This window comes from Pararhodobacter sp., assembly GCF_036802785.1.
Classification (GTDB): domain Bacteria; phylum Pseudomonadota; class Alphaproteobacteria; order Rhodobacterales; family Rhodobacteraceae; genus Pararhodobacter.
Genome location: NZ_DAIRVN010000002.1, coordinates 43,822 through 68,622, shown reverse-complemented (window position 1 = coordinate 68,622; position 24,801 = coordinate 43,822). Strand labels below are relative to the sequence as shown.

General features: G+C 63.8%; 22 protein-coding genes. 4 read left to right on the top strand and 18 right to left on the bottom strand.

Annotation, left to right across the window (positions count from 1 at the left end):
* Window positions 1-76: 76 nt before the first annotated feature.
* The 4 genes from V7Q53_RS01315 to V7Q53_RS01300 form a co-directional block, all read right to left on the bottom strand.
* Window positions 77-862: a FadR/GntR family transcriptional regulator gene (locus V7Q53_RS01315; RefSeq protein WP_333826559.1), complete on the bottom strand. Its 786-nt coding sequence runs from the start codon at window positions 860-862 to the stop codon at window positions 77-79.
* Window positions 863-1,130: 268 nt separating this feature from the next.
* Entirely contained in the window at window positions 1,131-2,657 is a 1,527-nt protein-coding gene (locus V7Q53_RS01310; protein WP_333826558.1) for a tripartite tricarboxylate transporter permease, read from the bottom strand.
* Window positions 2,657-3,106 carry a tripartite tricarboxylate transporter TctB family protein gene (locus V7Q53_RS01305; protein WP_333826557.1) on the bottom strand — a complete coding sequence of 150 codons (450 nt, stop codon included), beginning with the start codon at window positions 3,104-3,106 and terminating at the stop codon, window positions 2,657-2,659. Before V7Q53_RS01305 ends, V7Q53_RS01310 begins: the two co-directional genes overlap by 1 nt.
* A gap of 128 nt (window positions 3,107-3,234) precedes the next feature.
* Window positions 3,235-4,215, bottom strand: coding sequence for a Bug family tripartite tricarboxylate transporter substrate binding protein (locus tag V7Q53_RS01300; protein ID WP_333826556.1), 981 nt, complete (start codon window positions 4,213-4,215; stop codon window positions 3,235-3,237).
* 346 nt (window positions 4,216-4,561) lie between these two features.
* Between V7Q53_RS01300 and V7Q53_RS01295 the strand changes: the two genes are divergently transcribed.
* Complete coding sequence (locus V7Q53_RS01295; RefSeq protein ID WP_333826555.1) at window positions 4,562-5,188, top strand: TetR/AcrR family transcriptional regulator; 627 nt, start codon at window positions 4,562-4,564, stop codon at window positions 5,186-5,188.
* Window positions 5,189-5,270: 82 nt separating this feature from the next.
* Here the strand turns inward: V7Q53_RS01295 and V7Q53_RS01290 are convergent, their stop codons facing one another.
* The 9 genes from V7Q53_RS01290 to V7Q53_RS01250 are packed head-to-tail and all read right to left on the bottom strand — an operon-like array spanning window position 5,271 to window position 16,343.
* Window positions 5,271-6,275, bottom strand: a complete 1,005-nt coding sequence (locus V7Q53_RS01290) for an SDR family NAD(P)-dependent oxidoreductase (protein ID WP_333826554.1) — start codon at window positions 6,273-6,275, stop codon at window positions 5,271-5,273.
* A 24-nt stretch (window positions 6,276-6,299) separates the two neighbouring features.
* A complete protein-coding gene (locus V7Q53_RS01285) occupies window positions 6,300-7,871 on the bottom strand; it encodes a class I adenylate-forming enzyme family protein (RefSeq protein WP_333826553.1) in 1,572 nt (523 codons plus the stop codon).
* 16 nt (window positions 7,872-7,887) lie between these two features.
* Entirely contained in the window at window positions 7,888-10,347 is a 2,460-nt protein-coding gene (locus V7Q53_RS01280) for a CaiB/BaiF CoA transferase family protein (RefSeq protein WP_333826552.1), read from the bottom strand.
* Complete coding sequence (locus V7Q53_RS01275; RefSeq protein WP_333826551.1) at window positions 10,347-11,486, bottom strand: acyl-CoA dehydrogenase family protein; 1,140 nt, start codon at window positions 11,484-11,486, stop codon at window positions 10,347-10,349. The genes V7Q53_RS01280 and V7Q53_RS01275 overlap by 1 nt, the downstream gene beginning before the upstream one ends.
* Window positions 11,487-11,502: 16 nt before the next feature.
* A complete protein-coding gene (locus tag V7Q53_RS01270; protein ID WP_333826550.1) occupies window positions 11,503-12,429 on the bottom strand; it encodes an SDR family NAD(P)-dependent oxidoreductase in 927 nt (308 codons plus the stop codon).
* Window positions 12,430-12,448: 19 nt separating this feature from the next.
* Window positions 12,449-13,897 carry an NAD-dependent succinate-semialdehyde dehydrogenase gene (locus V7Q53_RS01265; protein WP_333826549.1) on the bottom strand — a complete coding sequence of 483 codons (1,449 nt, stop codon included), beginning with the start codon at window positions 13,895-13,897 and terminating at the stop codon, window positions 12,449-12,451.
* Window positions 13,890-15,074: a thiolase C-terminal domain-containing protein gene (locus V7Q53_RS01260; RefSeq protein ID WP_333826548.1), complete on the bottom strand. Its 1,185-nt coding sequence runs from the start codon at window positions 15,072-15,074 to the stop codon at window positions 13,890-13,892. The genes V7Q53_RS01265 and V7Q53_RS01260 overlap by 8 nt, the downstream gene beginning before the upstream one ends.
* Window positions 15,071-15,484 carry a Zn-ribbon domain-containing OB-fold protein gene (locus V7Q53_RS01255; RefSeq protein ID WP_333826547.1) on the bottom strand — a complete coding sequence of 138 codons (414 nt, stop codon included), beginning with the start codon at window positions 15,482-15,484 and terminating at the stop codon, window positions 15,071-15,073. The genes V7Q53_RS01260 and V7Q53_RS01255 overlap by 4 nt, the downstream gene beginning before the upstream one ends.
* Before the next feature lies 1 nt (window position 15,485).
* Window positions 15,486-16,343: a MaoC/PaaZ C-terminal domain-containing protein gene (locus tag V7Q53_RS01250; protein ID WP_333826546.1), complete on the bottom strand. Its 858-nt coding sequence runs from the start codon at window positions 16,341-16,343 to the stop codon at window positions 15,486-15,488.
* Between the two features lie 180 nt (window positions 16,344-16,523).
* On the opposite strand from V7Q53_RS01250, the gene V7Q53_RS01245 reads away from it, so the two are divergent.
* On the top strand, window positions 16,524-17,687 hold the full coding sequence (locus V7Q53_RS01245; RefSeq protein ID WP_333826545.1) for a CaiB/BaiF CoA transferase family protein: 1,164 nt from the start codon (window positions 16,524-16,526) through the stop codon (window positions 17,685-17,687).
* 4 nt (window positions 17,688-17,691) lie between these two features.
* Here V7Q53_RS01245 and V7Q53_RS01240 read toward each other — a convergent pair whose 3' ends face one another.
* Window positions 17,692-18,702 carry an aminopeptidase gene (locus tag V7Q53_RS01240; protein ID WP_333826544.1) on the bottom strand — a complete coding sequence of 337 codons (1,011 nt, stop codon included), beginning with the start codon at window positions 18,700-18,702 and terminating at the stop codon, window positions 17,692-17,694.
* Window positions 18,703-18,886: 184 nt separating this feature from the next.
* On the opposite strand from V7Q53_RS01240, the gene V7Q53_RS01235 reads away from it, so the two are divergent.
* Complete coding sequence (locus V7Q53_RS01235) at window positions 18,887-19,702, top strand: cyclase family protein (RefSeq protein ID WP_333826543.1); 816 nt, start codon at window positions 18,887-18,889, stop codon at window positions 19,700-19,702.
* Window positions 19,703-19,881: 179 nt separating this feature from the next.
* A complete protein-coding gene (locus tag V7Q53_RS01230; protein WP_333826542.1) occupies window positions 19,882-21,366 on the top strand; it encodes an MDR family MFS transporter in 1,485 nt (494 codons plus the stop codon).
* Window positions 21,367-21,444: 78 nt separating this feature from the next.
* On the opposite strand, the gene V7Q53_RS01225 is transcribed toward V7Q53_RS01230, so the two are convergent.
* From V7Q53_RS01225 to V7Q53_RS01210, 4 genes are read right to left on the bottom strand one after another with little or no spacing between them, the layout of a single operon-like run.
* The gene (locus tag V7Q53_RS01225) at window positions 21,445-22,437 is read right to left on the bottom strand and encodes a branched-chain amino acid ABC transporter permease (protein ID WP_333826541.1); all 993 of its coding nucleotides are present in this window, start codon (window positions 22,435-22,437) and stop codon (window positions 21,445-21,447) included.
* Window positions 22,434-23,306 carry a branched-chain amino acid ABC transporter permease gene (locus tag V7Q53_RS01220; protein ID WP_333826540.1) on the bottom strand — a complete coding sequence of 291 codons (873 nt, stop codon included), beginning with the start codon at window positions 23,304-23,306 and terminating at the stop codon, window positions 22,434-22,436. Before V7Q53_RS01220 ends, V7Q53_RS01225 begins: the two co-directional genes overlap by 4 nt.
* Window positions 23,303-24,028: an ABC transporter ATP-binding protein gene (locus V7Q53_RS01215; RefSeq protein WP_333826539.1), complete on the bottom strand. Its 726-nt coding sequence runs from the start codon at window positions 24,026-24,028 to the stop codon at window positions 23,303-23,305. Before V7Q53_RS01215 ends, V7Q53_RS01220 begins: the two co-directional genes overlap by 4 nt.
* Window positions 24,025-24,756, bottom strand: coding sequence for an ABC transporter ATP-binding protein (locus V7Q53_RS01210; protein WP_333826538.1), 732 nt, complete (start codon window positions 24,754-24,756; stop codon window positions 24,025-24,027). Before V7Q53_RS01210 ends, V7Q53_RS01215 begins: the two co-directional genes overlap by 4 nt.
* Window positions 24,757-24,801: the final 45 nt, after the last annotated feature.

The following is a 24,801-nucleotide window of genomic DNA, read 5'->3' as shown; positions in this document are numbered from 1 at the left end:
TCAGGGCCCCTTGCGCCTTTGCAGCCATGTCTCCTCCCCCTCCCCTCCTGCGGCCATGGGCCGGTCGTTCACATCCTCATGTATCGGTTGTCGCAGCGACCGCCAGCGCGCGCTCCACCGGCGCGTCGGGGTCGCGTCCGGTGCGGCGGAACCCTTTCATCCAGTCGCTGACATGACGGCGCATCCAGCGGCCAGCCTCCTCGCTGTCCCTCCGGCGCAGGCAGTCTATCAGGGCTTCATGCGCCTCCAGCAGGCGGCCCGGCGCTTCCGGCACCTGAGCGCAGATGATCGCCGTGGTCGGCATGAACAGAAGCGACGGCGATTCCCGTGCCAGTTCCAGCACGCGGTTCTGCGTGGCCTGCGCGATAAGCTGATGAAAGGCGGCATCCAGTGCCGCCAGCCTCTCAGGATCATCGCGCGCGGCAATGGCCAGCGCCTGATTGGCCTCAAGCGCTGCAAGATCGGCCGGTGTGGCACATTTCGCCGCCTGTTCAGCGCCCCCGACCTCCAGCACCAGTGCCGCGCCGAACACTTCGGTAAAGGTGACGTCATGCATCACCATCGCCCGCGCCATCCGGTTCGACAGGCTGCGCGGCTGCGGTCGGGTCACAAACATGCGGCGCCCCGCGCGCCGCTCCACCAGCCCGGACTGTTCCAGCATGCGGATGCCTTCGCGCACGGTCGAGCGGTTGACGGCGAACTGGCGCGACAGATCCAGCTCTGTGCCCAGCCCGTCACCTGGGCAGAGCGTCCCCGCAAGAATTTCACGCTCGATGGTGGCGGCGACCATTTCATAGGCCGACAACACCTTGAGGGGCGTGAAGCGGTCATCCGCTGTGGTGGGGGTCGGTATCTGCGTCATGGCCGGTAGCGCGCACCCTTGTTCACAAACATCAGTTGTTCACAATTCCGTTTGTCGGACAAAGGTTGCCGCGTTCCGGTCTTGAGTCAATCAGTTTGTGCGGCTTCAGACGTGGCGTCACGAAGCCGTCTGTGTTGACCCTTCGAAGCCGCAGATCGGCGCCAGAGGCCCTTGGCAGCACGTCGGCAACGGTTGCACAGTCATAGTAAACGCAAGCAGGCCCAGAGGGTCTGGGCCGCACGAGCGTGGATGTCACTGCGGGCTGACACTAAGAAGGGGGGCGTCCGGCTCTGGTGGACCTGTAACTCCTGATCGGTCTTCGAAGCGCCGACCAGAACGACCAGATCAGCAGCGCCAGAACGATTGCCATGATCACCCCACTGACCGGACGGGTGAAAAACGTGGTGATGTCGCCGCGCGCAAGTTGAATAGCGCGCCGGAAATGATCTTCCATCAGCGGCCCCAGCACGAACCCCAGCAGCAGCGGCGCCGCGGGCAGCCAGGCCAGCCGCATCACATACCCCGCCAGACCAAACGCCGCCACCAGCCAGATATCGAACCTGTTATACGACAGCGTGTAGGTGCCGATGCAGATGAACACCAGAACCGCCGGGAACAGCAGATGATACGGAATTGTCAGCAGCCGCACCCACAGCCCGACAAACGGGATGTTCAGGAACAGCAGCATGATATTGCCAATCCAGAAGCTCATGATCAGCCCCCAGAAAAGCGCGGGCTGGTTGGTAATCAGGTTTGGCCCGGGCTGGATACCGTGGATCATCAGCACACCCAGAATCAGCGCCATCGTCACGCTGCCGGGAATGCCCAGTGTAAGCGTGGGAATGAACGCGGTCTGGTCGGCGGCGTTGTTGGCGGCTTCGGGCGCCATGATGCCCTCGATCGCGCCCTTGCCGAAGCGCTCGGGCGTCTTTGATACCCGTTTTTCCGTGGCATAGGCGATGAAGGCCGCAATGCCGGGGCCAGCCCCCGGCAGCGCACCGAAGAACGAGCCGATCGCCGAACCCCGCACCATGGGAAACCATGACCGTCGCAATTCATCTTTCGTCGGGGCCATGGCTTTCAGGCGTACACTCTCGGGCGGGATACTTCCCGGCGTTATCTTTCCGACACTGGCGATCACCTCGCTGACGCCGAAAATGCCCATTGCCAGCGCCACGATGCTGATTCCATCCACCAGATCGAGCTGCCCGAAGGTAAAGCGGTGAACCCCGGTGCCGATATCGGCACCCACGATGCCCAGCATGATCCCCACGATCATCATCGCCAGCCCCTTCAGCACCGATCCCGACGACATGGTCGATGCCGCGACGAGCCCCAGCAGCATCAGCGCAAAGAACTCGGCATCGGCAAAGCGCAGCGCGAACTGCGCGATGACCGGCGAGAACAGCATCAGCAGCACGATGCCCACAGACGCCCCGAAGAAGGATGCAACCGTGGTCATGAACAGCGCAGTCCCGGCGCGGCCGTTGCGCGCCATGGGGTAGCCGTCAAGGCAGGTAACAGCATTCGCCGGTGTGCCCGGGACATTCAACAGGATGGAGGCGGTGGAGCCGCCATAGGTGGTTCCATACCAGATTCCCGCCAGCATGATCAGCGCCGCATCCGGGGGCAGGTAGAAGGTGACGGGAAACAGCATCGACATCGCTGCCAGCACACCGATCCCCGGTATCACACCCAGCAGCGTGCCCAGCGACACCCCAATGAAACAATATAGCAGGTTTGTGGTGGACAGGGCGTTCGACAGCCCAAGGGCGATGTTCGGCAGCAGATCCATCAGAACGGCCAGTTCATCATGTAAATCGGCAGCCCCAGTCCGAGCTTGAAAATGAGCCAGGAGAGCACGCACAGGAATATGCCAAGCAACAAGACACTGAGCGGGCGAAACGGTGGTTCCGCCAGCGAGGCGATAACCACCGTTGCCATGATGGCCGGGACCAACCCGAATGCGCTTACGATCAAGCCGAAGGCGATGATTGCGCTGATGACCTTTAACGCGATTCCGGGGCTGAAGTCAGGCCGGAGCAGGTTGCGTTCCGGTGCCGCGATCATGATCGCAACACCCAACCCGGCAAGAACCAGCCCCAGCCCCATCGGAAACATTCCAGGCCCCATGCGGCGCAGGGTGCCCAGCGTGTAATGCTCCGCCGCGTACCAGGCAAAGAGCAGTCCGGCTATGGCCAGTGCACCACCAACAATTCGTTCGCCTGCCGCTCCGGTTTCCATTCGCTCCCTCTCTTGTCGTGCCGCAATTACCCCGGCTTCAGACCCGGGCCTTTATGGGGTGGCGCCACACCGCCGGCGGGTTGCAGCGGTGGGGCGGACCAGCAGGCTTGCGGCGTCGTTGCTTCGGATCAGTTCGTTTCCATACCCGCTTCGGCAATCAGGCGGCGATCAAGGTCGATACGGGCCTGAATCATCTCTCCGAACGTGGCGCGGTCGGTCAGCATCAGTTCCATCCCGTAGTTGGCCAGGGCTTCGCGGGCCGTGTCATCGGACAGAACAGTGGCAACATCGGCATTGATCTGGTCCAGGATATCGCCCGGGGTTGCGGCGGGCGCCATCAGCCCGAACCACGATCCATAGTCGATGTCATAGCCCTGCTCGGCGAAGGTCGGCAAATCCGGTGCCGCGCCCAGCCGTTGCGGGGCCATCACACCCAGTGCCCGGACGGTGTTGGCCTCGACCTGCCCGGCAACCGTGGAAAAGCCGCCGGCATACATGTCGGTTTCCCCGGCGACGACTGCCTGCAGCGCAGGTGCCGCCCCTTGAAAGACGATCATCTCCATGTCCAGTCCCGCCATCTCGCTCAGCATGATCGATGCGAGATGCGTCGCGCTGCCGACGGCGGCCGAGGCGTAGTTGACTTCGCCCGGGCGCGCAGCGGCCCATTCGACGAATTCCGCCAGCGTGGTGGCAGAAGCGCTGCTGGGCACGATCATGACCAGCGGTGCCAGCGACACCATGGCGACCGGGGCAAAGGCCTCAAGGGTCTGATACGGGGTGGTGGAGGGGTTGAGCAGTTCATAGGCACCCTGCGCCGCGTTATTGGCGACAACCAGTGTGTAGCCATCCGGATCGGAGCGCGCGACATGATCCGAGCCCAGCGTTCCCGAAGCCCCTGGTCGGTTCTCGACCAGCACAGGATGCCCCCAGTTTTCGGACAAACGCTGCGCGACGAACCGGGCCATCAGATCGGTCGGCCCGCCGGGCGCATAGGGAACGATCATCGTCACCGGGCCGTCGGGAAATGATTGCGCCGCTGCGCCTGATGCCAGAACCGCTGTCAGGGCAGCAGCCCAAATGCTCTTTACCATCATTCGTCTGGTCTGCATTTTCTCTCCTCCTGTTGGTCAGTTCTGCCACCTCCGCATGGGATAGACTGACGACTCTGATAATGCCTACTTCTGAGTATAAATCAACCCGGATCGCCGGGGGCTGAATGCCCCTTTTTGATCGGATTCAGATATTAAATGGCGCATTGAGCGGCAAGCGCAGCAGTTCTGCCACTCCGAACCGTACCTATTGGTAGGTTTTGGCCGCGCCCGCCCGAAGGTTGGGTCGTTTCTTCCGGCTGAAACGAATCGGAAGCACGGGCAAAGTGCGCCGCAACGCCACAAATCGGCTGGAACAAATCGCTACCAACTAGTAGGCTGTTTGTTGAAGCAGAAGGCGGTGCACATGGCAATCTCGAAATCAGACGACGCACAAACCCCCCGCGAGGCAAAGCGGATGGCGATCCTCGAAGCTGCGGCAAAGATTTTCAATGAGCGGGGCTATCATCAGACCTCGATGTCGGATGTGGCCACAGCGCTGAATGTGACCAAGCCGTTCCTGTATTACTACCTCAAGGATAAGGAAGACATTCTCTACCAGTGTTCTCGCATCGCAACAGAACAGCTGCATGTGATGCTGGACGATCTGCGCGCCGCCGATATGACGGGCTGGGAGCGGCTGGAAATGCTTTTCAGAGGCTATGTGAAGGTGATGTGCAGCGATTTCGGGGTCTGTCTGATCCGGTCCACCTCGCCGGGCCTGATGCAAAAGGAAAGCCGCGACAAGCTATGGACCGGGCGCCGCCGGCTGAACCGCGAGGTTGAGATGATTATCGCACAGGGCATCGCTGACGGTTCCATCCGCAGCGTGGACCCCAAGAAGCTTTCCTTCGCCATGTTCGGCGCGTTCAACTGGGTCACCTATTGGTACCGCCAGAGCGGCCCGCAAAAACCCGAAACGATTGCCGATCAGTTCCTCGATTTCTTTGCGCGCGGCGTTTTGCCCGCAGCACAAGATAGCGGGCGCGATTGAGACCGATTTCCGGGCGCAAGATCAGGGCAGGCGCAAATCTACCCCAGGGTAGTATCCGCTGCGCCGGAGGTGGTGGGTCAGGTCACCCCACCATCATTTCTGCCAGTTCCCACAAGCGCGCGGCATCGACCGGGTCCACCGCATGGGGCATCAGCCCTTTCATGGGAAAGGCGGGATCGCGCGGCGCGGCCTCGGCACAATCCTCGAAATAGCGCCCGCCGATACCCGCCAGCCCGGGCGCGGTCGCCAGCCAGACCGAGGTTGCCGCGCATTGTCCGGGTGAGCGCCAATGCGCGGGCAGGTTTCCATCAGCGTCGATCCAGCCCATGTCGCGCAGTTCTGCCTCGGTCATGAACCGTTGCAACCCGGTCATTGACCCGCCTGGGTTCATCGCATTGGCGAAAACCCCCGCCCCGGAATGGCGCGCATTCAGCGCTACGGCCAGCAACGCGCAGGCAGTCTTTGACTGACCATATGCTTCCCAGCGGTCATAGGGGCGGGTGTTATAGTCGGGATCATCCCACTGAATGCCCGCACGCCGGTGCCCGATGGACGAAACACTGACCACCCGCGCCCCACCCCCCGCACGCAGCAGCGGCAGCAAGCCACGGGTCAGCACGAAATGGCCAAGGAAATTGACGCCGAACTGCAGCTCATGCCCGTCGGTGGTACGCGACAGGGGCGGCGCCATGACACCGGCATTGTTCACCAGAATATCCAGCCCGCCGGGCCAGGATTGCCCCTCATCCACCAGGGCGTCGGCAAACGCGCGCGTCGTCGCCAATGAGCCCAGATCGAGGGCGCGCGCAGTGACGCGGGGCTGCGGCAGGGCGCTATTGATGGCATCCGCAGTGGCCTGCGCGGCGTCAAGTGCCACATCGGCGATCAGCACCTCGGCCCCGGCGCCCGCGAGCGCGCGCACAATCTCGGCCCCGATGCCGCCCCCGCCGCCGGTCACCAGCGCGCGCTGGCCGCTGAGGTCCATCCCCTCCACCACCTCGGCGGCGGTTGAGCGGGCGTCGAACCGTGACAGGATGCGCGGCTGGCCGTGCACGTTCAGGCGGGCGGGTGTGGTTGTGGTGGTCATGGGGTCTCTTTCTCTGTCAGGGGGCTACGCGATCGAACGCGCATGACCTTTCCAGTAAGGTTCGCGCAGCACGCGCTTGAGGATCTTGCCGCTGGCATTGCGCGGCAGCTCAGTAACAAAGCGGTATTGGCGCGGAATCTTGTAGCCGCCCAGCCGGTTGCGGCAAAACGCGATCAGGGTGTCGGCCTCCAGCGGCTGCCCGCTGCGGGTGACACAGACCGCCAGCGCCGCCTCGCCCCACTTCTCATGCGGGATGCCGATCACGGCGACATCCAGCAACTCCGGATGTTCCAGCAACGCACTTTCGATTTCGCTGGGGTAGAGATTGGTTCCGCCGGACACGATCATGTCCTTGATCCGGTCCTGAAGGAACACATAGCCCTCAGCGTCCAGATAGGCGGCATCGCCCGAATGCAGCCAGCCGTCACGGATGGTTTCGGCGGTTTTCTCGGGGTTGCGCCAGTAGCCTTTCATCACATTCGGCCCCCGGATGCACAATTCACCCACAGTTCCGGGAGGCACCGGCTGGCCCTGATCATCAATGACGCGCAGTTCAGCCAGCACCACCGCACGGCCCGTGGATTTCAGCAATTCGGGCCTCCCGGCAAGGGCTTTGAGGTGATCAACCTCATTGAGATAGGCGATGCCGCCGGTAGATTCGCTCAGCCCGTAGCCCTGAATGAGCGGGCATTGAAAGGTTTCCAGCGCCCGGCGCAGGACGGACTCGCCGATCGGTGCCGCCCCGTAATAGATGACCTGAAGATCAGGGAAATGCAGGTTCCTGATCTCCGGCATCTCCAGCAACTGCTGAATGATCGCGGGCACCATATTGACCGTGTTGATCCGCAGCGTCGCCAGATTGTTCAGGAAGGCCTGCGGCTCAAAATGCTCCATCAGAACGACCGTGCCGCCGTTGATGGCTGCGGTCATGATCCGCAGCACGCCAGCCGCGTGATAGAGCGGCGTGGTGACCAGTGCCCGCGCCCCCGGTGCCCGCCCGGCAATTGAGGCGCACATGGATTGTTCGACATGCGCGATCACATTGAGATGGCTGATCATGATGCCTTTGGGCAGGCCGGTGGTGCCGCTGGTGTAGAGCAGATACAGCATGTCATCAGCCGCGATTGGCAGGCCGGGCGCGGCCTCGGGCGCATCGGCCAGAAAGCTTTCGAGACCCTGCCAGCGCTTGGCAGTATCAGCGCCCACGCTGATCAACCCTTCGACGCCGGTCAGACTGGGCAGAATGGAGTCGATCATCGCCAGATATCCCGCCCCGCGCGCGAAGATCAGCCGTGGCAGGGCATCCTGCAATATCCACTGCATTTCGCGCGCGGCAAGGCGGTAGTTCAGCATGACCGGCGCAACCCCGGCCTTGGCGCAGGCCATCAGCATCACGCCCATATCGATGTCATTGGTTGACAGATAGGCGATGCGGTCCCCCACCCGCAGCCCCGCCGCAATCATCGCTTGCGCCCAGCAGTTGGCGCGGCGGTCGGCCTGCGCATAGCTGAGAGCCGCGCCATCCATCTCCAGAAAGGGCACATCGGGGCGGCAGCGGGCGTGATATTCGAACCAGTCATGAAGGCGCATCGTCATTCCATTTTCCAAAGGTTCACACCACGGCGGGCCGGTTGAAACACTGCCCTGTATCGGCCCACCACGCAGCCCCGCTATCGCGCAGCGCCTGCACTTGCGCCTCCGACAGACCGGCGAATGTGGTCAGGATCGCGCGGCTATCTTCGCCCAGAGCGGGGGCATGGCGAAAGCCTGAAAACGGATGCGCAGACAGTTTCAGCGGCGATCCGGCCACCCGCATCCGCCCGCCGAGCGGGTGATCAAAGCTGACAAGCATGTCGCGCGTGGGCACATGGGGGTGATCAAACGCCTCGGGGATGGTGCGAACGGTGGCACCGGGCAACCCGGCCTCTACAAACAGCGCCTGCCATTCATCGGCGGTGCGGTGACGCATCGCGGCCTCAACCAGCGTGTTCAGCGCATCCTCGTTTGCCTGCCGGTCGGCCTCGGTGGTAAAGCGCGGGTCGGTGGCCCATTCAGGGTGGCCCAGCAGTGCTGCGGCGCGCGCCCAGAACTGGCCGGTGATCCCCAGCGCAAACCAGCGCCCGTCAGCGCAGCGAAACGGGCCGTAAGGCAGCGCACCGCTGCCGCCACGGCGCTGCGTGGCCGGGTAGTCATGCCCGGCCAGCGCAGGCGCAACGCGGTAGGAATGCATCGCCAGCTGCACATCCAGAAGCGCGATATCCAGCGCCGCCGGTTGCCCGGTGGCCCGGCGCCGGTGCAGGCCCGCCAGCAGGCCGATCACCGCATAAAACGCCCCGCCGATCCCGCCGATGGGATTGCCCCACCGCACCGGCATCGTGCCGGGCGCGCCGGTGCCGGTGATGCTCATCCCGCCCCCCAGCGCCTGAATGGTGGCGTCATAGGCGGGCAGGTGCGACCAAGGACCGCTGTGCCCGAACCCGGACACCGAGACCGAGACCAGCCCCGGATTGGCCCTTCGCAGTGTGGCGGTGTCCAGCCCCAGCCGGGCCATCACGCCGGGCTTGTGGTTGTCATAGATCGCATCCGCCCGCGCGATCAGTTGCAGCAGCGTATCCCGCCCGGCGCCGGTCTTCAGGTCCAGGCAGAGCGAGCGTTTGTTGCGGTTCAGCCCGTAGTAATAGGCCAGCGCCGGGGTGACGGGCAGATCGGCAGGGTCGCAGGTGGCGGGGTCAGTGGGCGGGCGTTCGATCTTGATGACCGTTGCGCCCAGATCGGCGAGAATCTGGGTGCCGAAGGTGCCGCTTGGCTCATCACCGCAAAGCTCCAGCACCGTGATCCCGTTGAGGGGGCCTTGCTGCGCGGCCAGCGCCAAGGCCGCCGGACTGGCAGTGCTGACGGGCGGGGGCGGGCTGGCGCGGGGCTTCAGCTCTGGCAAGGTGGCCCCGGCGCTGCGGGGCGCGGTGAAGGTGACAGGCGCCTCATCGACGAAGCGCAGCGGCGAGCCTGCGACGGTAACACCCGCCGCGCCCGCCAGCGGCACGGCCATGCCGCGCGCCTGCGCCTGCGGCTGGGCGAAAGCCTCGCGTATGGTGTTCACCCGGCCCACCGGCACCCCGGCGGCAATCAGCCGGGCCTGCCAGTCCCCAGCGCTGCGGGTCAGGAAATACGGCTCAAGCAGCGCTTCCAGATCGGATTGATGCGCCTGCCGCAGGGCCAGCGTGGCAAAACGCGGATCATCGGCCAGCGCGGGCAGTTCCAGCGCCACGCAGAACCGTCGCCAGAAATTCGTCGCAACGCCAATGACCAGCCAGCTTTCATCCGCGCACAGGAACGGGCCATAGGGCACAGTCCCCGCCCCGCCCCGGCGCGGCTGTGGCGCGCCGAAGGTCACCCCGGCGCCAAAGGCCTGCGGCACCCGGTAGGTGTTCAGCGCCAGTTGCCCGTCCAGAAGCGCAATATCCAGCGCCTGCCCCCGCCCGGTGCGCGCGCGCTCGTTCAGCGCTGCAAGGATGCCCACAACAGCGTAAAAACCCCCGGTGATATCGCCGATGGGCACGCCCCAGCGGCACGGCATGCAGGCGCTGTCGTTCGATCCGGTGATGCTCATGGCGCCGCTCAGGGCCTGCACCGTCACATCATAGGCGCCCACTCCGGCCCAGGGGCCAGAGGCGCCATAGCCGCTGATCGAGCAGCAGATCAAACCGGGGTTGAGCGCGCTCAGGGTCGTGTGATCAATGCCCAGCCGGGCGGTCACGCCGGGGCGGAAATTGTCATAAACCACGTCCGACACGGCAACCAGCTTCAGGAACTCTGCCCGGCCCGTGGCTGATTTCAGATCCAGCGCCACGGCCTCTTTGTTGCGCGCCAGCGCATAGAGGAACCCGTCGGCTTCACTGACCGTGTCGCCCGGGGCGCGCGGGGTTTCAGGCGCGGGCGTGATGCGGATAACCTCGGCCCCCAGCGCGGCCAGAATGTCGCTGCCGAAGGGCCCGGCCACCACCGTGGACAGGTCCAGCACCCGCAGACCGGCAAGCGGTGCGCTGCTATTCCCCTGGCTTGCCTGCCCGCTCATCACAGGGTCCGCGCGATAAGAACCTTCATGATCTCGGACGACCCGCCCGCGATCCGGCGCACGCGCGCATCGGTATACATCCGCGCGATGGGGGTTTCGGCCATATAGCCCCAGCCGCCGTGCAGTTGCAGGCATTCATCGACCATCCGGCACTGCAGCTCGGAGTTGAACAGCTTCGCAATCGCCGCCTCGTCCGAGGTCAGTTCCCCTTTGAGATGCTTTGCAATGCAATGGTCCAGATGCGCCCAGCCGACAACGAGCTGGGTTTTCAGCTCTGCCAGCTTGAACTGCGTGTTCTGGAATTCGATCAGCGGCTGGCCAAAAACCACACGCTCCTTGACATAGGCCACCGTCATATCAAAAGCGCGCTGCGAGGCCGCCATGGCGATGGTGGCGATCGAAAGCCGCTCTTTGGGGATCTCGTGCATCACCTGTCTGAAACCGGCATTCTCGGCCCCAAGCAGGTTGGCCACCGGCACGCGCACGTTGTCAAAGAACAGCTCTGCCGTGTCCGAGGCCTTCATCCCCATCTTTTTCAACCGCTTGCCGCGCGCAAAACCCTCGACCGGGGCTTCGACCACAATCAGGCTGACACCGTTGCGGCCCAGTTCCGGCGCTGTCTTGCACACCACGATGATAAGGTCTGCGTTGATGCCGTTGGTGATGAAGGTCTTGGCGCCGTTGATGATAAAATGATCGCCTTCGCGGCGCGCGGTGGTGGTGATCGCCTTCAGATCGCTGCCCGCCTGCGGCTCGGTCATCGCCACCGCGCCGATCAGCGCACCGGTGACCATACGCGGCAGCCAGCGGCGTTTCTGCTCTTCGCTGCCAAGCGCCTCGACATAGGCGGCGACGATATCGGTATGGGTCTGGATGGTGAAACTGCCCTGCCCGGTATAGCCCAGCTCCTCGTCGATGATCGACAGATGCAGAAAGTCACCCCCCGCCCCGCCATATTCCGGCGCGACCGTGGGGCACAGCAGCCCCATTTCACCGGCCTTCAGCCACAGCGATTTCGGGATGATTCCGTCCTCCTCCCACTGGTCGATATTGGGCAGCAGTTCGGTGGCGAAGAAGCGCCGGACATTGCGGCGCAGTTCCTCGTATTCAGGACCATAGATCGCGCGGTTTTCCATCATCTGCTCAATCCCCTGTTTAGTCAGTCTCGGCCGGGGCCGGGTTTACATAGCCCTGCAGCAGCGCCGACGGCAGCAGCGCCGAGAGTTCGTCAAAGGTGAACACGTCCTTGCCCGCCTTGACCAGACTGGCCCTGATCTCGGGGTCATTATAGATGCCCACGCGCCCGGCCTCGGCGCGGAAGGCCTGACCGTTCACATCCGCCGCCGCGTCCGAGCACAGCCAGGCGATCAGCGGCACGATATGTTCCGGCCCGCCCATATTGACCACCGCGTCATAGCGTTCCTGCGTGACCAGCCCGGCCTCCAGCCGTTTGCGGAACCCCTCTTTCACCGCCGCGTCCAGGGTCAGCCGGGTGGCGGCGGCAGGGCAGACCGTGTTGGCAGTGACCCCATATTTGCCCAGCTCGCGCGCCATGGCCCGGGTCAGCGAAAAAACCCCACCCTTGGCCGCGCCATAATTCGCCCCGCCCACCGTGCCGCGCCATGCCTCGGACCCCATGTTGATGATCCGTCCCCAACGCTGCGCGCGCATATGCGGCGCGGCGTGGTGGATCATCGAATACTGGCCGCGCAGATGGGTGTTGACGACCACGTCCCAGCTTTCGACTGGCATGTTCCAGATCATTTTCGGGCGCAGCACCCCGGCGTTGTTGACCAGAATATCGACCGAGCCGAAGTTTTCCATGCACAGCGCTACTGTTCGCCCGCAGGCGTCATGGTCCGAGACGCTCTCACTCGCAATGATTGCGGTGCCGCCCGCCGCGCGGATCGCCTCTGCGGCCTCTTCGGCGGGTGAGGCCCCCTCGGTGCGGGCGCCGTCTTTTGAGGTACCGGGGTCCATGATGACCACCCGCGCGCCCTGTCGCGCCAGATCTTCGGCAATGGCCCGGCCGATGCCCCGCGCCCCGCCGGTAACAATTGCTGCCCTGTTCTCAAATAGCATAGGGGTCTCCTTCATGTGGTCAGGCCCGCCGCGTCAGATGCGAGACAGATTTTGTCGTCAAATAGCCGTCAAAGCATTGCGCACCGCCCTCACGGCCAAAGCCGCTGTCCTTCACTCCGCCAAACGGGATTTCGGGCGAAGCGCCACCGAAATGGTTGATCGACAGGATGCCCGTCTCAACCCCGGCGGTGATTTCTGCGGCGTCAAGGGACGAAGGGGTAAAGGCATAGGCGGCCAGCCCGAAATCGGTGGCGTTGGCGCGGGTGATCGCGTCGGACAGATCGTCATAGGGGCGGATGATGGCCACCGGGCCGAAAGGCTCCTCGTGCAGGATCGCGGCATCGTCGGGGACATCGCTCAGCACAGTCGGCGCGTAGAAATGCCCCGGACGGTTCAGCCGCTGCCCCCCGGTGCACAGCCGCGCGCCCCGCGCCACGGCATCCCGCACCAGCGCATCCACGGCTTCCAGCCTGCGGGCATGGATCATCGGGCCCATATCGACCGACGGGTCCAGCGGATCGCCCAGGCGCAGGGCCTCGGCCCCGCTGACCAGCGCCTCGGTGAACCGCTCGCCATGCGATGCGTGGACAAAAAAGCGCGTGGGCGAAATACAGATCTGTCCGGAATTGCGGAACTTGGCAATCACCGCCAGCGCCGCCGCAGCCTCCGGGTCAGCCCCGGCGGCGATGATCACCGGCGAATGCCCGCCCAGCTCCAGTATGGCGGGCTTCAGATACCGGCCCGCCAGCTGCCCCAGATGCCGCCCCACCGGGACCGAGCCGGTAAAGGTCAGCATGCGGATTGCCGGGTCCGATATCAGTTGCTCCGATATCTGCGCCGGATGGCCGAACACAAGGTTGAGCACCCCAGCGGGCACACCGGCCTCGCACAAGCATTCGGCAAGCGCGATGGCGGTTGCCGGGGTCTCTTCAGCCGGTTTCAGCACGATGGTGCAACCGGACGCCAGCGCCGCACTCATCTTGCGCGCGGGTGAGGCACCGGGGCCATTCCACGGCGTAAAGGCGGCGACCGGGCCGACGGGAAAGCGCAGCGCGGTCTGCGACAGGCCAGACGGGCTGGCAATAACCTCGCCCACCACCCGCAGCGCCTGTTCGGCATGCCACTCAAACAGCTCCGCCGCGCGCGCCACCTCAGCCGGGCCTTGCGCGACGGGTTTGCCCAGTTCCAGCGCCATCAGGCGTGACAGGGTGTCTGAGCGCGCACGCACCAGCGCCGCCGCGCGGTGCAGGATCGCGGCGCGTTTGCGGGGCGCGGTGAGGCGCCACGACGCAAAGGCGCGGCTGGCGGCAGCAATGGCGCGGTCAATGTCAGCTTTGGTCGCCACAGGCAGCCGCGCCAGCTCGTTGCCGGTGGCGGGGTTCTCCACCGCCAGCGTCTCAGAACCGGTTCCCTGCGTCCATTCACCGTCAATGAGCATGCGCAACTGCGGATAAGGTATTTCAGACATTGGACAAAATCACCGTTCCTGCGGCGGCGAACTGCCGCCCTGGTCCATGGACAAGACTGGTTTGCAGCCCCGCGACCTGCCGCGCCCCGGCCTCGCCACGCAATTGCAGCACAGATTCGATAAGGGCGAACATCCCGTAGCGGCCGGAGTGGCAGTAGCTCAGCCCGCCGCCATTGGTGTTCATCGGCAGATCACCCCCGGGGCCGGTTTTGTAGATCACGCGACCATCCGCGCCGGCGCGGGTCTCAGACAGCCAGGGCCCGCTTTCACCGCGCGGCACAAAACCCAGATCCTCCAGAAACAGCATCGGGGTAAAGCTGAAGGCGTCATAGAGCATCAGGTGGTCGATATCGGCGGGCGACAGCCCGGCCTCGGCAAAGGCTTGCTGCCCGGCCAGCACGGCCGAATCTGACGTGGTGAAATCACGCATCATGGCGACCATCCGGTGCGCCGTGGCCTCGCCCGTGCCCAGAATCGGAACCGGCTTCTTGCGCAGATCGCGCGCCCGCGCCATCGAAGTGACAACCAGCGCGCCGCCGCCATCGGCCACCAGACAGCAATCAAGCCGGTTGAACGGATAACAGACCATGGGCGAGGCCTCGACATCGGCGGGTGTGATGGGCCCGGCGGCGTGCATGATCGCGCGCGGGTTCAGCAGCGCCCATTCCCGCGTCGCGGCGGGAACATGGCTCATCTGCCGCTTGGTTGTACCGAACTCATGGAAATGGCGCAGCACCGGCAGCGAATAGGTTGTGGGCGCACCCGCAGTGCCGAAAGGCGCCTCGAACTGCCCGTTCGGCCCCGAGGGGGGGCCAGCGGCGCTTTCCATATCAACCCAGCTTCGCCCGCTTTCGCCATGCACGATCAAGGCCACATCGCAATAGCCCGCCGCGATAGCCGCAACCGCATGGCGCACGAAAATCATGTAGGAACAACCGCCCACCCCGGTCCCGTCCACATAGCGCGGCACGATCCCCAGATATTCCGACAGCTCGTTCGGCCCGGCGGGGGTGCAGAACAATCCGTCCACATCGGCCAGAGTCAGCCCGGCATCGGCCAGCGCATTGCGCGCGGCCTGCGCATGCAGCGCCAGCCGCGACATGCCCGGCAGCTTGCCGATCCGGTCAGTCTCGGCTGCGCCCACAATGGCGGCTGTGCGGCTGAGTTTCCCGGTCATGCCAGCGGCCTGAATTTTGGCAGGGTGACGGTTTCGGTCACATTGTCGAACATCACCTCCACGGGCATGTCGATGCGCAGATCCTCTGGCCGGGGTTCACCGGGGGTTATCAGGTTCGACAGCATCCGCGGCCCCTCGTCCAGTTCGATAACGGCGATGACATAGGGGGCGGTGAACCCCTTTGCCGGTCGGTGATTGATCGCATAGGTGTGCAGCCGCCCGCGCCCGCTGGCCTGCCGCCATTCCAGTGCATCGGACAGGCAGAAGGGGCAGAAGGCACGCGGATAGAAATGCGGCCGATCGCAGGCGGTGCACCATGGCAGCATCAGCCGGTACTGGCGCGCGCCTTCCCAGAATGGCAGCGTCTCAGGGGTGGGGCGCGGCAGAGCGCCAAGGTATGGCTCGCTCATCTCAATCCACCCGCGCCAGTCCGTTGCGGAAAATCACCAGATCGCGCTCAACCGCCCGCGCCTGAAAGCCGAAGGCGCCGCCCCCCTCATCCCACAGGTCCAGCGCGATGGTCTCACCCGGAAAGCACGGTGCGCTGAACCGCCCGCCCATCTCGCGCAGGCGCGCGGGGTCGTGCTGGCAGGCGGTGGCGATCAGTGCCCGACCGATCATGCCGAATGTGCAGAGCCCGTGCAGGATCGGCCGGTCAAACCCGGCCTTGGCGGCCTTTGCCGGATCGGCATGGATAGGGTTCCAGTCGCCGGACAGGCGGTAGATCAGCGCCGCTTCCGGGCGGGTGGGCATGGAATGGGTCAGATCAGGCGCGCGGTCCGGCAGGGCATGGGGGGTGGGCTGGGTTTGCGCGGGCGCGCCGCAGCCACCATCCCCGCGCAGAAACGATGTCGAGGTCCGCGTGGCCAGCAGCGCGCCGGTGTCGGCATCGATGATGTCGCGCTCCATCATCAGAAGCGCGCCTTTTCCCGGCCCCTTGTCGATAACATTGGTCACCCGGTTGCGCCCGATCACCGTGCCAGCCACCGGCAAGGGCTTGTATATCCGCAACCCCTGCTCACCATGCAGGCTGCGGATCCAATCAATGCCGGTGCGCGGATCGGCCATCCATGGCCCCGGCCCACCCAGAACCACTGAAAACGTCGGTACGGCCAGCAGCCGGTCTTCAAGCAGGAAGCGCAGCGCGTCTGCATTCATCGGATCGTGGCCATACCCCAGACCCAGCGCATAGAGGATGGTATCGCGGGCGCTGTAGTCCTGGCGCACATCATCGAAGGACCAGTTCATCACGGCTTGATAATCGAGCATGCGCCCCGCCCCGTTGTCGGTGTTTCTGTATCGTTGCGATGAAACTACCAGCGAGTATATTTCTGGTCAAGACACTAAGGGGCAGCTTGCGCAAAATTCCTGAATTATGGCAAATTCCGCTTGTCAGTTGCGGTTCAGAACGCTCTAATGCATACCTACGGGTATATTCAGGTGCTGAAAATGCAGGGAATCGGACCACTCTCAGACCTCAGGGTCGTCGAATTCGTAGGGGTCGGCCCCGGCCCCTTTGCCGCGATGTGGCTTGCGGATATGGGCGCAACGGTTTTCCGCATCGACCGGCCCGGCCAGCGCTGGAACCAGACACGCGACGACGTGCTGAACCGGGGCCGCCGGTCACTGGCGCTGAACCTGAAGCAGGAAGGCGCCGCCGAAGTCGCGCTGCGCCTTGTGGACGGCGCGGATGTGCTGCTTGAAGGGTTTCGCCCCGGGGTGATGGAGCGTTTGGGGCTGGGGCCGGCGGTCTGCCACGCGCGCAACCCGCGGCTGGTCTATGGCCGCATCACCGGCTGGGGCCAGACCGGCCCGCGCGCGCAAGAGGCCGGGCATGACCTGAACTATATCGCCAGCAGCGGCATCCTGTCTGCCATCGGCCCTGCAGAGCGCCCGGTGCCGCCGCTGAACCTGATCGGAGATTTCGGCGGCGGCGGCATGTTGCTGATCGCCGGGGTTCTGGCCGCGCTGGTAGAGCGCGCCACCTCGGGCCGGGGGCAGGTTGTCGATGCCGCCATGGCCGAGGGTGGGGCGCTGCTGTCTGCCATGATCTGGGCCTATCACAACAAGGGGCTGTGGGAGGCCAGGCGCGAGGCCAATCTGTTTGACGGTGGCGCGCCCTTTTACCGGACTTATCGCTGTGCCGATGGCGGCTTTGTCGCGCTGGGGGCGATCGAGGATCAGTTCTGGACGCTGTTTCTGGACCTTGCCGGGATCGACGACCCGCTGCTGCGCAACAGCCGCAAGGACCGGGCGCAATGGCCTGAACTGTGCAACCGCCTGGCGGCGATCTTTCTGACCCGCACACGGGATGAGTGGTGCGCGCTCTGCGCCGGAACCGATGCCTGCCTGACCCCGGTACTGGATTTCAACGCCGCCACGAGCGAGCCGCATGCGATTGCCCGGCAGATGTTCGTGGCGCCGGGCGGGCGGGCACAGCCTGCACCCGCGCCGCGCTTTGACCGCACACCAACGGCGCTGCCCGGCCCTGCACCTCTGGTCGGCGAGCATACCCGCGAACTGATGGCCGAGGCCGGGTTTTCTGCCGCCGAGATCGCTACGCTTGAGGCGCGCGGTCTCATCCACCACGCGACCCCGCCGGACCGGGCCTGAACGCTCAGCCGCTGCCAGCGTCCTGCGTTGACATGCCGTCGCGCACGATGACCTGACCATCAATCTCGACCGTCGGGTTCAACATGATCAGATCGACATGAATGTCGGAATCCACCGTCTGATTGTAAACCAGCCCGTTTCCGACCGCGATATGCGCGCGGCCCAGCCCCTTCTTGAACGTGTTGCAGCCGGGCGCGTTGGCCTTTGCGTTGATCCCCAGGGCGATTTCCGCAATATTCGCACCGTTCTCGGTCTCACAGATCAGTTTCCACAGCGCGGCAGACACGTCCGCATCGCCGCTGATCCCGGTGACCAGCCCGTCGCTGATCTCCAGCACCAGAGGCTCCTTTGGCCAGCCGAACCCCAGCACCGGGCCGTCGATGACCGCGCGCCCGTTGGTCGTGCCCACCACCGGGCCCTGATAGACCTCGCCCCAATTGATCGGTGACATGCGCCCCGGCGTGTGCGCGAAGTTTGACCGATGAGACGGCTGGCCCTTTATACTGGCGGTCAGGTCGGTACCCAGCTGCGTGGTCAGCCGGACGGCATTGCCCGCCTCGAATGCGGTCTGCCAGTAATCCGCGACCCGTGACATGGCGGGGTAGTCGGCCTCCAGCACGCAGATATCCAGCAGGTCGGCGCGGCTGCGCTTGACCATGAAAACCCCGCGCGCCTGCTGGCTTCGGATCAGGCCGATGGGCACCTTGTGATGCGGCAGAGGGGCCGAGGTGGTGCGCGTCAGGCTGATCAGGATATCCTGCCCCGGCATCATGCGTTGCACGGCTTCGGGCAGGTATTCGCCGCCCTTGCCGGGGTTGTCGTTCATCTCGACCAGCAAGGTTTCGGCACCAATATCGCGGCTCCGGTCAACGATCTGACGAACGATATCGCCGTTCTCCGACATTCCGGCCCGGTCGGTGACGACCAGAACCTTTTCGCCCGGGCGCGTGGCCAAAAGCTCATCGACGACAATCATCGTCAGGCGGCGGACCTTTTCGGCCTCGGATTCGGGCATGATTTTCTCCTGTGTTGGCGGTCTATTTATACCTGAAAGTAGGTTCAATCAACACAAGCCTACAGAGAAACGGGCATCAGGCACGTTTATGTCGCAAATTTCACTCATACGGGCACTCTGGATTGCATTTCATCATACTTACTGGTAGGCATTGGCTTTCCGACACAAAGACATGCGAGGCGATATGGCAGACCCTGCAACCCTGGACCTGAGCGCCTGGCGCAGCGGCGTCGATGCGGTGCGCGAAGGGCGCTTGATCGAACTGGGCCAGATTTTCCATGCCGGGATGCCGCACTACCCCACGCACCCGGATTTCAGCATTTCGCTGCATCGTCGGCACGGCGACCGGGTGCGCGCCGATGGCGCCAGCTCGGCCAGTTGTCATTGGTCATTTGGCGGGCATACCGGAACCCATGTCGATGCGCTGTGCCACGTCTCTCAGGAAGGGATGCTGGCAGACGGAACGGTTGCCGATAACGACCGGATCGAGCGCGGTGCCAGCCCGCTCGACGCCGCATCGCTGGCGCCGGTGCTGCGCCGGGGGGTTTTGTTCGATATGGCACGGCTGGATGGGGTCGCTTGTCTGCCCGGCGACCGGGTGCTGATGCCGGGCGATTTCGAGCGCGCCGAACAGGCGGCGGGCGTGACACTGGTGGCCGGTGATGTCGCGCTGATCCGAACCGGCTGGTCGCGGCACTGGGGGGCGCCCGAATACAACGCACCGGAAACGCCGGGCCCGGGGGCTGAGGGCGGGATGTGGCTTGCAGACCGGGGGGTGGCGCTGGTCGGCAGCGATACCGCCGTGTTCGAAAAAGGCCCCGTCACCGATGCCGCACCCGTGCACCGGCTGTTGCTGCTGGAGCACCGGATTCCGATCATGGAAAATCTGGCGCTGGACGCGCTGGCGATGACAGGTGCCGCCACCTTCTTTTTCGCCGCTCTGCCCCTGAGGGCGTGTAGCGCCACAGCGTCGCCGTTGCGGCCGGTGGCGATCATCTAGGGCGCGGGGGCCAATAGCCGGGAGCCGCCGAGCCGCTGTCAAGCAGAGCCCTTCCCGCCCTGCACTTTCATCATAGCTGCTGCCCGCCCGCGCACCTTCTGTCCGTTGTACCTTGACTTCAGCCGCGCCACACGCCACCTCCGCTGCTCATTCCCAGCAAAGCCATCGGAGGACAGCCCTTGACGTCCGCGCCTGTCCCCATTGATGCTCCGACGCTGCAAACCGCTGCGCCCGCAATCGCAGAATCCGAGGCCCGCCGTGACCGGCTGGTGATCGGCCTGCTTCTGGTTTCGGCCTTCACCGTCATCCTCAACGAAACCGTCATGAGCGTGGCCCTGCCGCGCCTGATGGTTGATCTGAACGCGACCGCCAGTGCCGCGCAGTGGCTCACCACCGCGTTTCTGCTCACCATGGCGGTGGTCATTCCGGTCACCGGCTTCCTGCTGCAGCGGTTTCACACCCGCACCGTCTTTCTGGCGGCCATGTCTTTCTTCAGCCTGGGCACATTGATCTGCGCCACCGCACCCGGTCTGCCGGTGCTCATCGGCGGGCGAATCGTTCAGGCCATCGGCACCGCGATCATGATGCCCCTGCTGATGACAACGATTGTCACGCTGGTGCCGCCCGAAAAACGCGGCAAGACGATGGGCAACATCTCGATCGTCATTTCCGTCGCGCCCGCCATCGGGCCGACGCTCTCGGGGATCATCCTGAGCGTTCTCGACTGGCGCTGGATCTTCGGGCTGGTGCTGCCGATCGGGCTTGGCGCGCTGGCGCTGGGATACGCGCGGCTGGTCAACGTGACCACACCCCGCAAAGTGCCGCTGGATCTGCCTTCGGTTGTGCTGTCTGCCATCGGCTTTGGCGGCGTGGTTTATGGCTTGTCCAGCATCGGCGAAGGCCATGGCGAGGGCGGCCCGGTTCCGCTCTGGGCAACGCTGCTGATCGGCGGCACGGCTCTGGGTGTCTTCGTCTGGCGCCAGCTCAGCCTTGGCCCCAAAGACCGCGCCCTGCTTGATCTGCGCACCTTCCGTGTCCGTGTGTTTACCGTTGCGGTCATCATGATGGCCTTCGCAATGATGTCGCTGTTCGGCATCATCATCCTGCTGCCCCTTTATATGCAGAACGTGCTGGGCATGGCGCCGCTGCAGGCCGGGTTGTTGCTGTTGCCTGGCGGGTTGATGATGGGCTTGCTGGCGCCGGTGGTGGGGCGGCTGTTTGACCGGTTCGGCGCGCGCAAGCTGGTGATACCGGGCGCGGCGCTGGTAAGCGCGGCACTGTGGCAGATGGCGATGCTTGGACAGGTCAGCCCGCTGTGGCCGGTGCTGCTTGCGCATATGACGCTCAGCATCGGTCTGGCGCTGCTGTTCACGCCGCTCTTCGCGTCCAGCCTCGGATCGCTCCCCCGGGAGCTTTATGCCCACGGCAGCGCGGTTATCGGCACCGCGCAGCAGATCGCAGGGGCGGCGGGTATCGCGCTCTTTGTCTCCATCATGTCCCTGCGCACCGCCTCGACGCTCGCCGGGGGGGCCGATGTGCTGGCAGCCACAGCGGCCGGTCTGCGCATCGCGTTCATCTGCGGCGCATCGGTTTCGCTTTTCATGATCTTCGCCGCCTTCTTTGTGCGGCGCCCCTCCGCGAACGCACCCGGCCAGCCAGCGTAATCGCTCACATACCAGGCTGCCGCTGAAAGAAGCCGCACAGTGAAACGGAATGTGCCGGTTGCTCCGGTCAACGCCTGTTCATCGTGGAACATCATCTTTCGGCGTCCGGGCTTTCCGAACGGCACCGTTGTTCGGCATCAGGCGGGAGAGCATTTCCATCGACCCTCCCGGTGCGATCCGCAAGACGATGATCATCGCGACAGCCACCAGAACGAACCGCAAATCCTCCAGCCCTCGGATGCCGGCGAGCGATTCATTGACGAATGTGAGGGCGAGCGCGGCAAGTATGGGGCCAATCACCGAACCGACACCGCCGATCAAAAGCATTGAAAGCGCCAGGGAAAGCGTTGCAAATCCGAAAACATCCGGTGAGGCCACGCGAAGATAGACAGCGTAGAAACCACCGGCCATGCCCGTGAAGACGGCTGACATCGTCAGCGCAAGCACGCGCTGGCGCGCGACAGAAATGCCCCGCGCAGCAGCATAGTCAGGGTTATCGCGCACTGCTCGCAAAGACTTTCCGAAAGTCGAGTGCGTCACCGCCAGCAGGAACAAGGTCGAAATCGCCAGCAGTCCGAGCCCGGTATAGTAATATGCGAGGTTGAAATCACGGTTGAATCTGTAATCGCCCAAAGTCAGCGCCGGAATCCGCACCATCCCCTCGGCACCGCCGGTGATCTGGCTCTGACTCAATACGAGTTGCAGGCAAAGCTGCCCGAAAGCAAAGGTGACGAGCACCACATAGATCCCGCGCAAGCGCGCGACAGGCGCGGCGATAACGGCAGCGGCCACCGCCGCCGTGGCACCGGCGAGCAGGATACCAAGCCAGGGTGACCACTCCAGAACGCGGGAAACAATCGCTGCCGTGTAGGCGCCAACCCCGAAGAACGCGAGGTGCCCGAAGTTGAAAAGCCCGGCGTATCCAAGGCTCAGGTCCCAGTTCGACGCGATTATCGCGAAGATAAACGCGATGATGAACAGATGGCGGATGTAGGAATCGGTTACGAAGAGCGGAAGCAGCAACAACATCATCGCACCGATGCCCAACAGCAGGGTATTCCGGCGGCTCATGCCGCGGCCCTCCCGAAAAGCCCGTTGGGTCTCAGGACCAGAACGAGGATAAGAAGCACAAACAACACAGAAGGTGTCCAGTAGAGGCCAAGCACGAGAATGAGGAAGGCTTCGACCAGGCCGATGACAAGGGCTGCGCCCGCTGTCGCGCCAAGGCTACCCAGACCACCAAAAATCACCACAATCATCGCCTTGAGAAGGGGCTCCACGCCAAGTGTGGGCGTGATGAAGCGAATGCTTCCCAACAGCACCCCGGTAAGCCCCGCCAATGCAGCCGACAACCCGAAGGCCAGCGCGAACGCGGTTGATACGTTGATGCCGATCAGCGATGCCGCATCCGGGTTTTGCCCGACTGCGCGCATCGACCGGCCAACCCGGGTATGTGTGGCAAACAGCCAGATCGCCAGCAGGATCACCGGAGCCAGAACGATGATCAGCGCTTCATGGGCTGACACCGATGCCCCGAATATTGAGGCATCACCCTGGACCAGCGGTGGCAACTGCTTCAGCCGCGAGCCCCATATATACCGGGATCCTGACTGAATGATGATCATCGCCGCGAGCGTTGTCATCACCGTGATCAGCAGCATGTTTCGGTTGCCATAGAACGGCCTGACAAGGAAACGCTCAATCAGCACGCCGGCGACAGCAGCCGCGGCCACGCCAGCGAGCATTCCGGCGCCGAGACCATATCCGAGCTGCTCCGAGACGGTCCATCCCACGAACGCGCCCAAAGTCATCAGCGCCCCGTGCGCGAAGTTGAACACGCCCAACGTGGTCCATACAAGACTGAGGCCACTCGCCATAAGGGCGTAAAGCGCGCCGAGCAAAAGGCCGGAGACCAGCGTCGCAATGAGTGTTTCCATCATGTTTTTGCCGTCCCGAAATACATGTCCATGATTTCCTGGTGATCGGGCGCATGCGCCCGGTCGATTTCGCGCGCCACCTCACCATGCTCGATCAGGTAGAGCCGCTGCGTGAGTGAAAGCAGAAACTCGACATCCTGCTCCACCACAACCAATGGTATGCCGGTTTGCGCTATTTCCCCGATTGCAACGGCAAGCTCCTCTTTGAGCTTCGGAGAAAGCCCGAGCGTGGGTTCGTCCAGCATCAGAAGACGGGGCTGACACATCAGTGCACAGCCAATGGAAAGCATTTGTCGCTCCCCGCCCGAAAGCGTTCGGGCCAGCTGGCGTTTACGTTCGGCCAGCCTCGGGAAAAGCGCAAAGACCCGTTTGAGCGTTTCTCTGCGCTTCGGCCTGGCGCGTGTTGTGAACGCCGAAAGCTCCAGCGTTTCCGCGACCGCCATGTCGCCAAAGAGCTTGTTCCCCTGTTGTGCGTGCACAAGGCCCAGGCCAACGATCGTCGACGGTGCGGCATCCGTTATGTCGTGCCCATCGAAGCGGATCTTTCCGGAAACCGGCTTGAGCAATCCTGAAATCGTCCTCAGGAGTGTGGTTTTTCCATGCCCATTGGGACCAAACAGGCCTACCGCCTCCCCGCGTGCCACATGAAGCGAAGCGTCATGCAAAACAGGATGAGTTCCGTAGCCTGCCCGCAACGCATCTATGTCCAGAAGTCGTTCGCTCATTTGCGGCCTCCCAGATATGCTTCGATTACCGCCGGTTCGCGGATCACCGACTGCGGGTCTCCCTCAGCCAGCAAGCTTCCCTGATTCAGAACGATGAGGCGCTGTGAAACGGAAAGCAGCAGGCTTAGCACATGTTCGATCAACAAAACGGTGACGCCGGCGGTGTTCAGCTCGCGCAGCAGGTCATCAAGCGCCGTTATTTCGGGTCTGGTCAGGCCAGACGCAGGTTCGTCAAGCATCAACACGGCAGGCTGGGCCACCAAGGCCGAGGCGATCATGAGTTGCTTTTTCTCATAGACGGACAATTCGGATGTCGGCATATCTGCGCGCTTAAGGTCAAGATGGACCCTCTCCAAGGTGGCGTCGGTCTGCAGGACAGCCTCCTTGCCCGAGAGCTTCCCTGCGTAATGCGCCCCAAGCCGGACAGTGTCTCGCGCTGACAGATCGGGAAATTCGGCGTCAATCTGGAAGGTTCGTGTAAGACCCGCGCGCGCAATGCGTTGCGGCGCCCAACGGTCGATACGCTCGTTCCGAAACCGGATTTCGCCAGAGCTGGGCCCGAATGGAATGCCGGTAATGCAATTGAACAACGTGCTCTTCCCCGAACCGTTCGGTCCGGCGATACCAAGCAGCTCACCTTCTGCAACGCTGAAGCTTACATTGTCCACGGCGCGCAGGCCGCCAAAGTTCTTGGATACGCTACGGATGTCGAGAAGTGCTTTACCCATCATGAATTCCTTGGTTTGCCCCCCGACACGAAGGTCAGAGGGCAT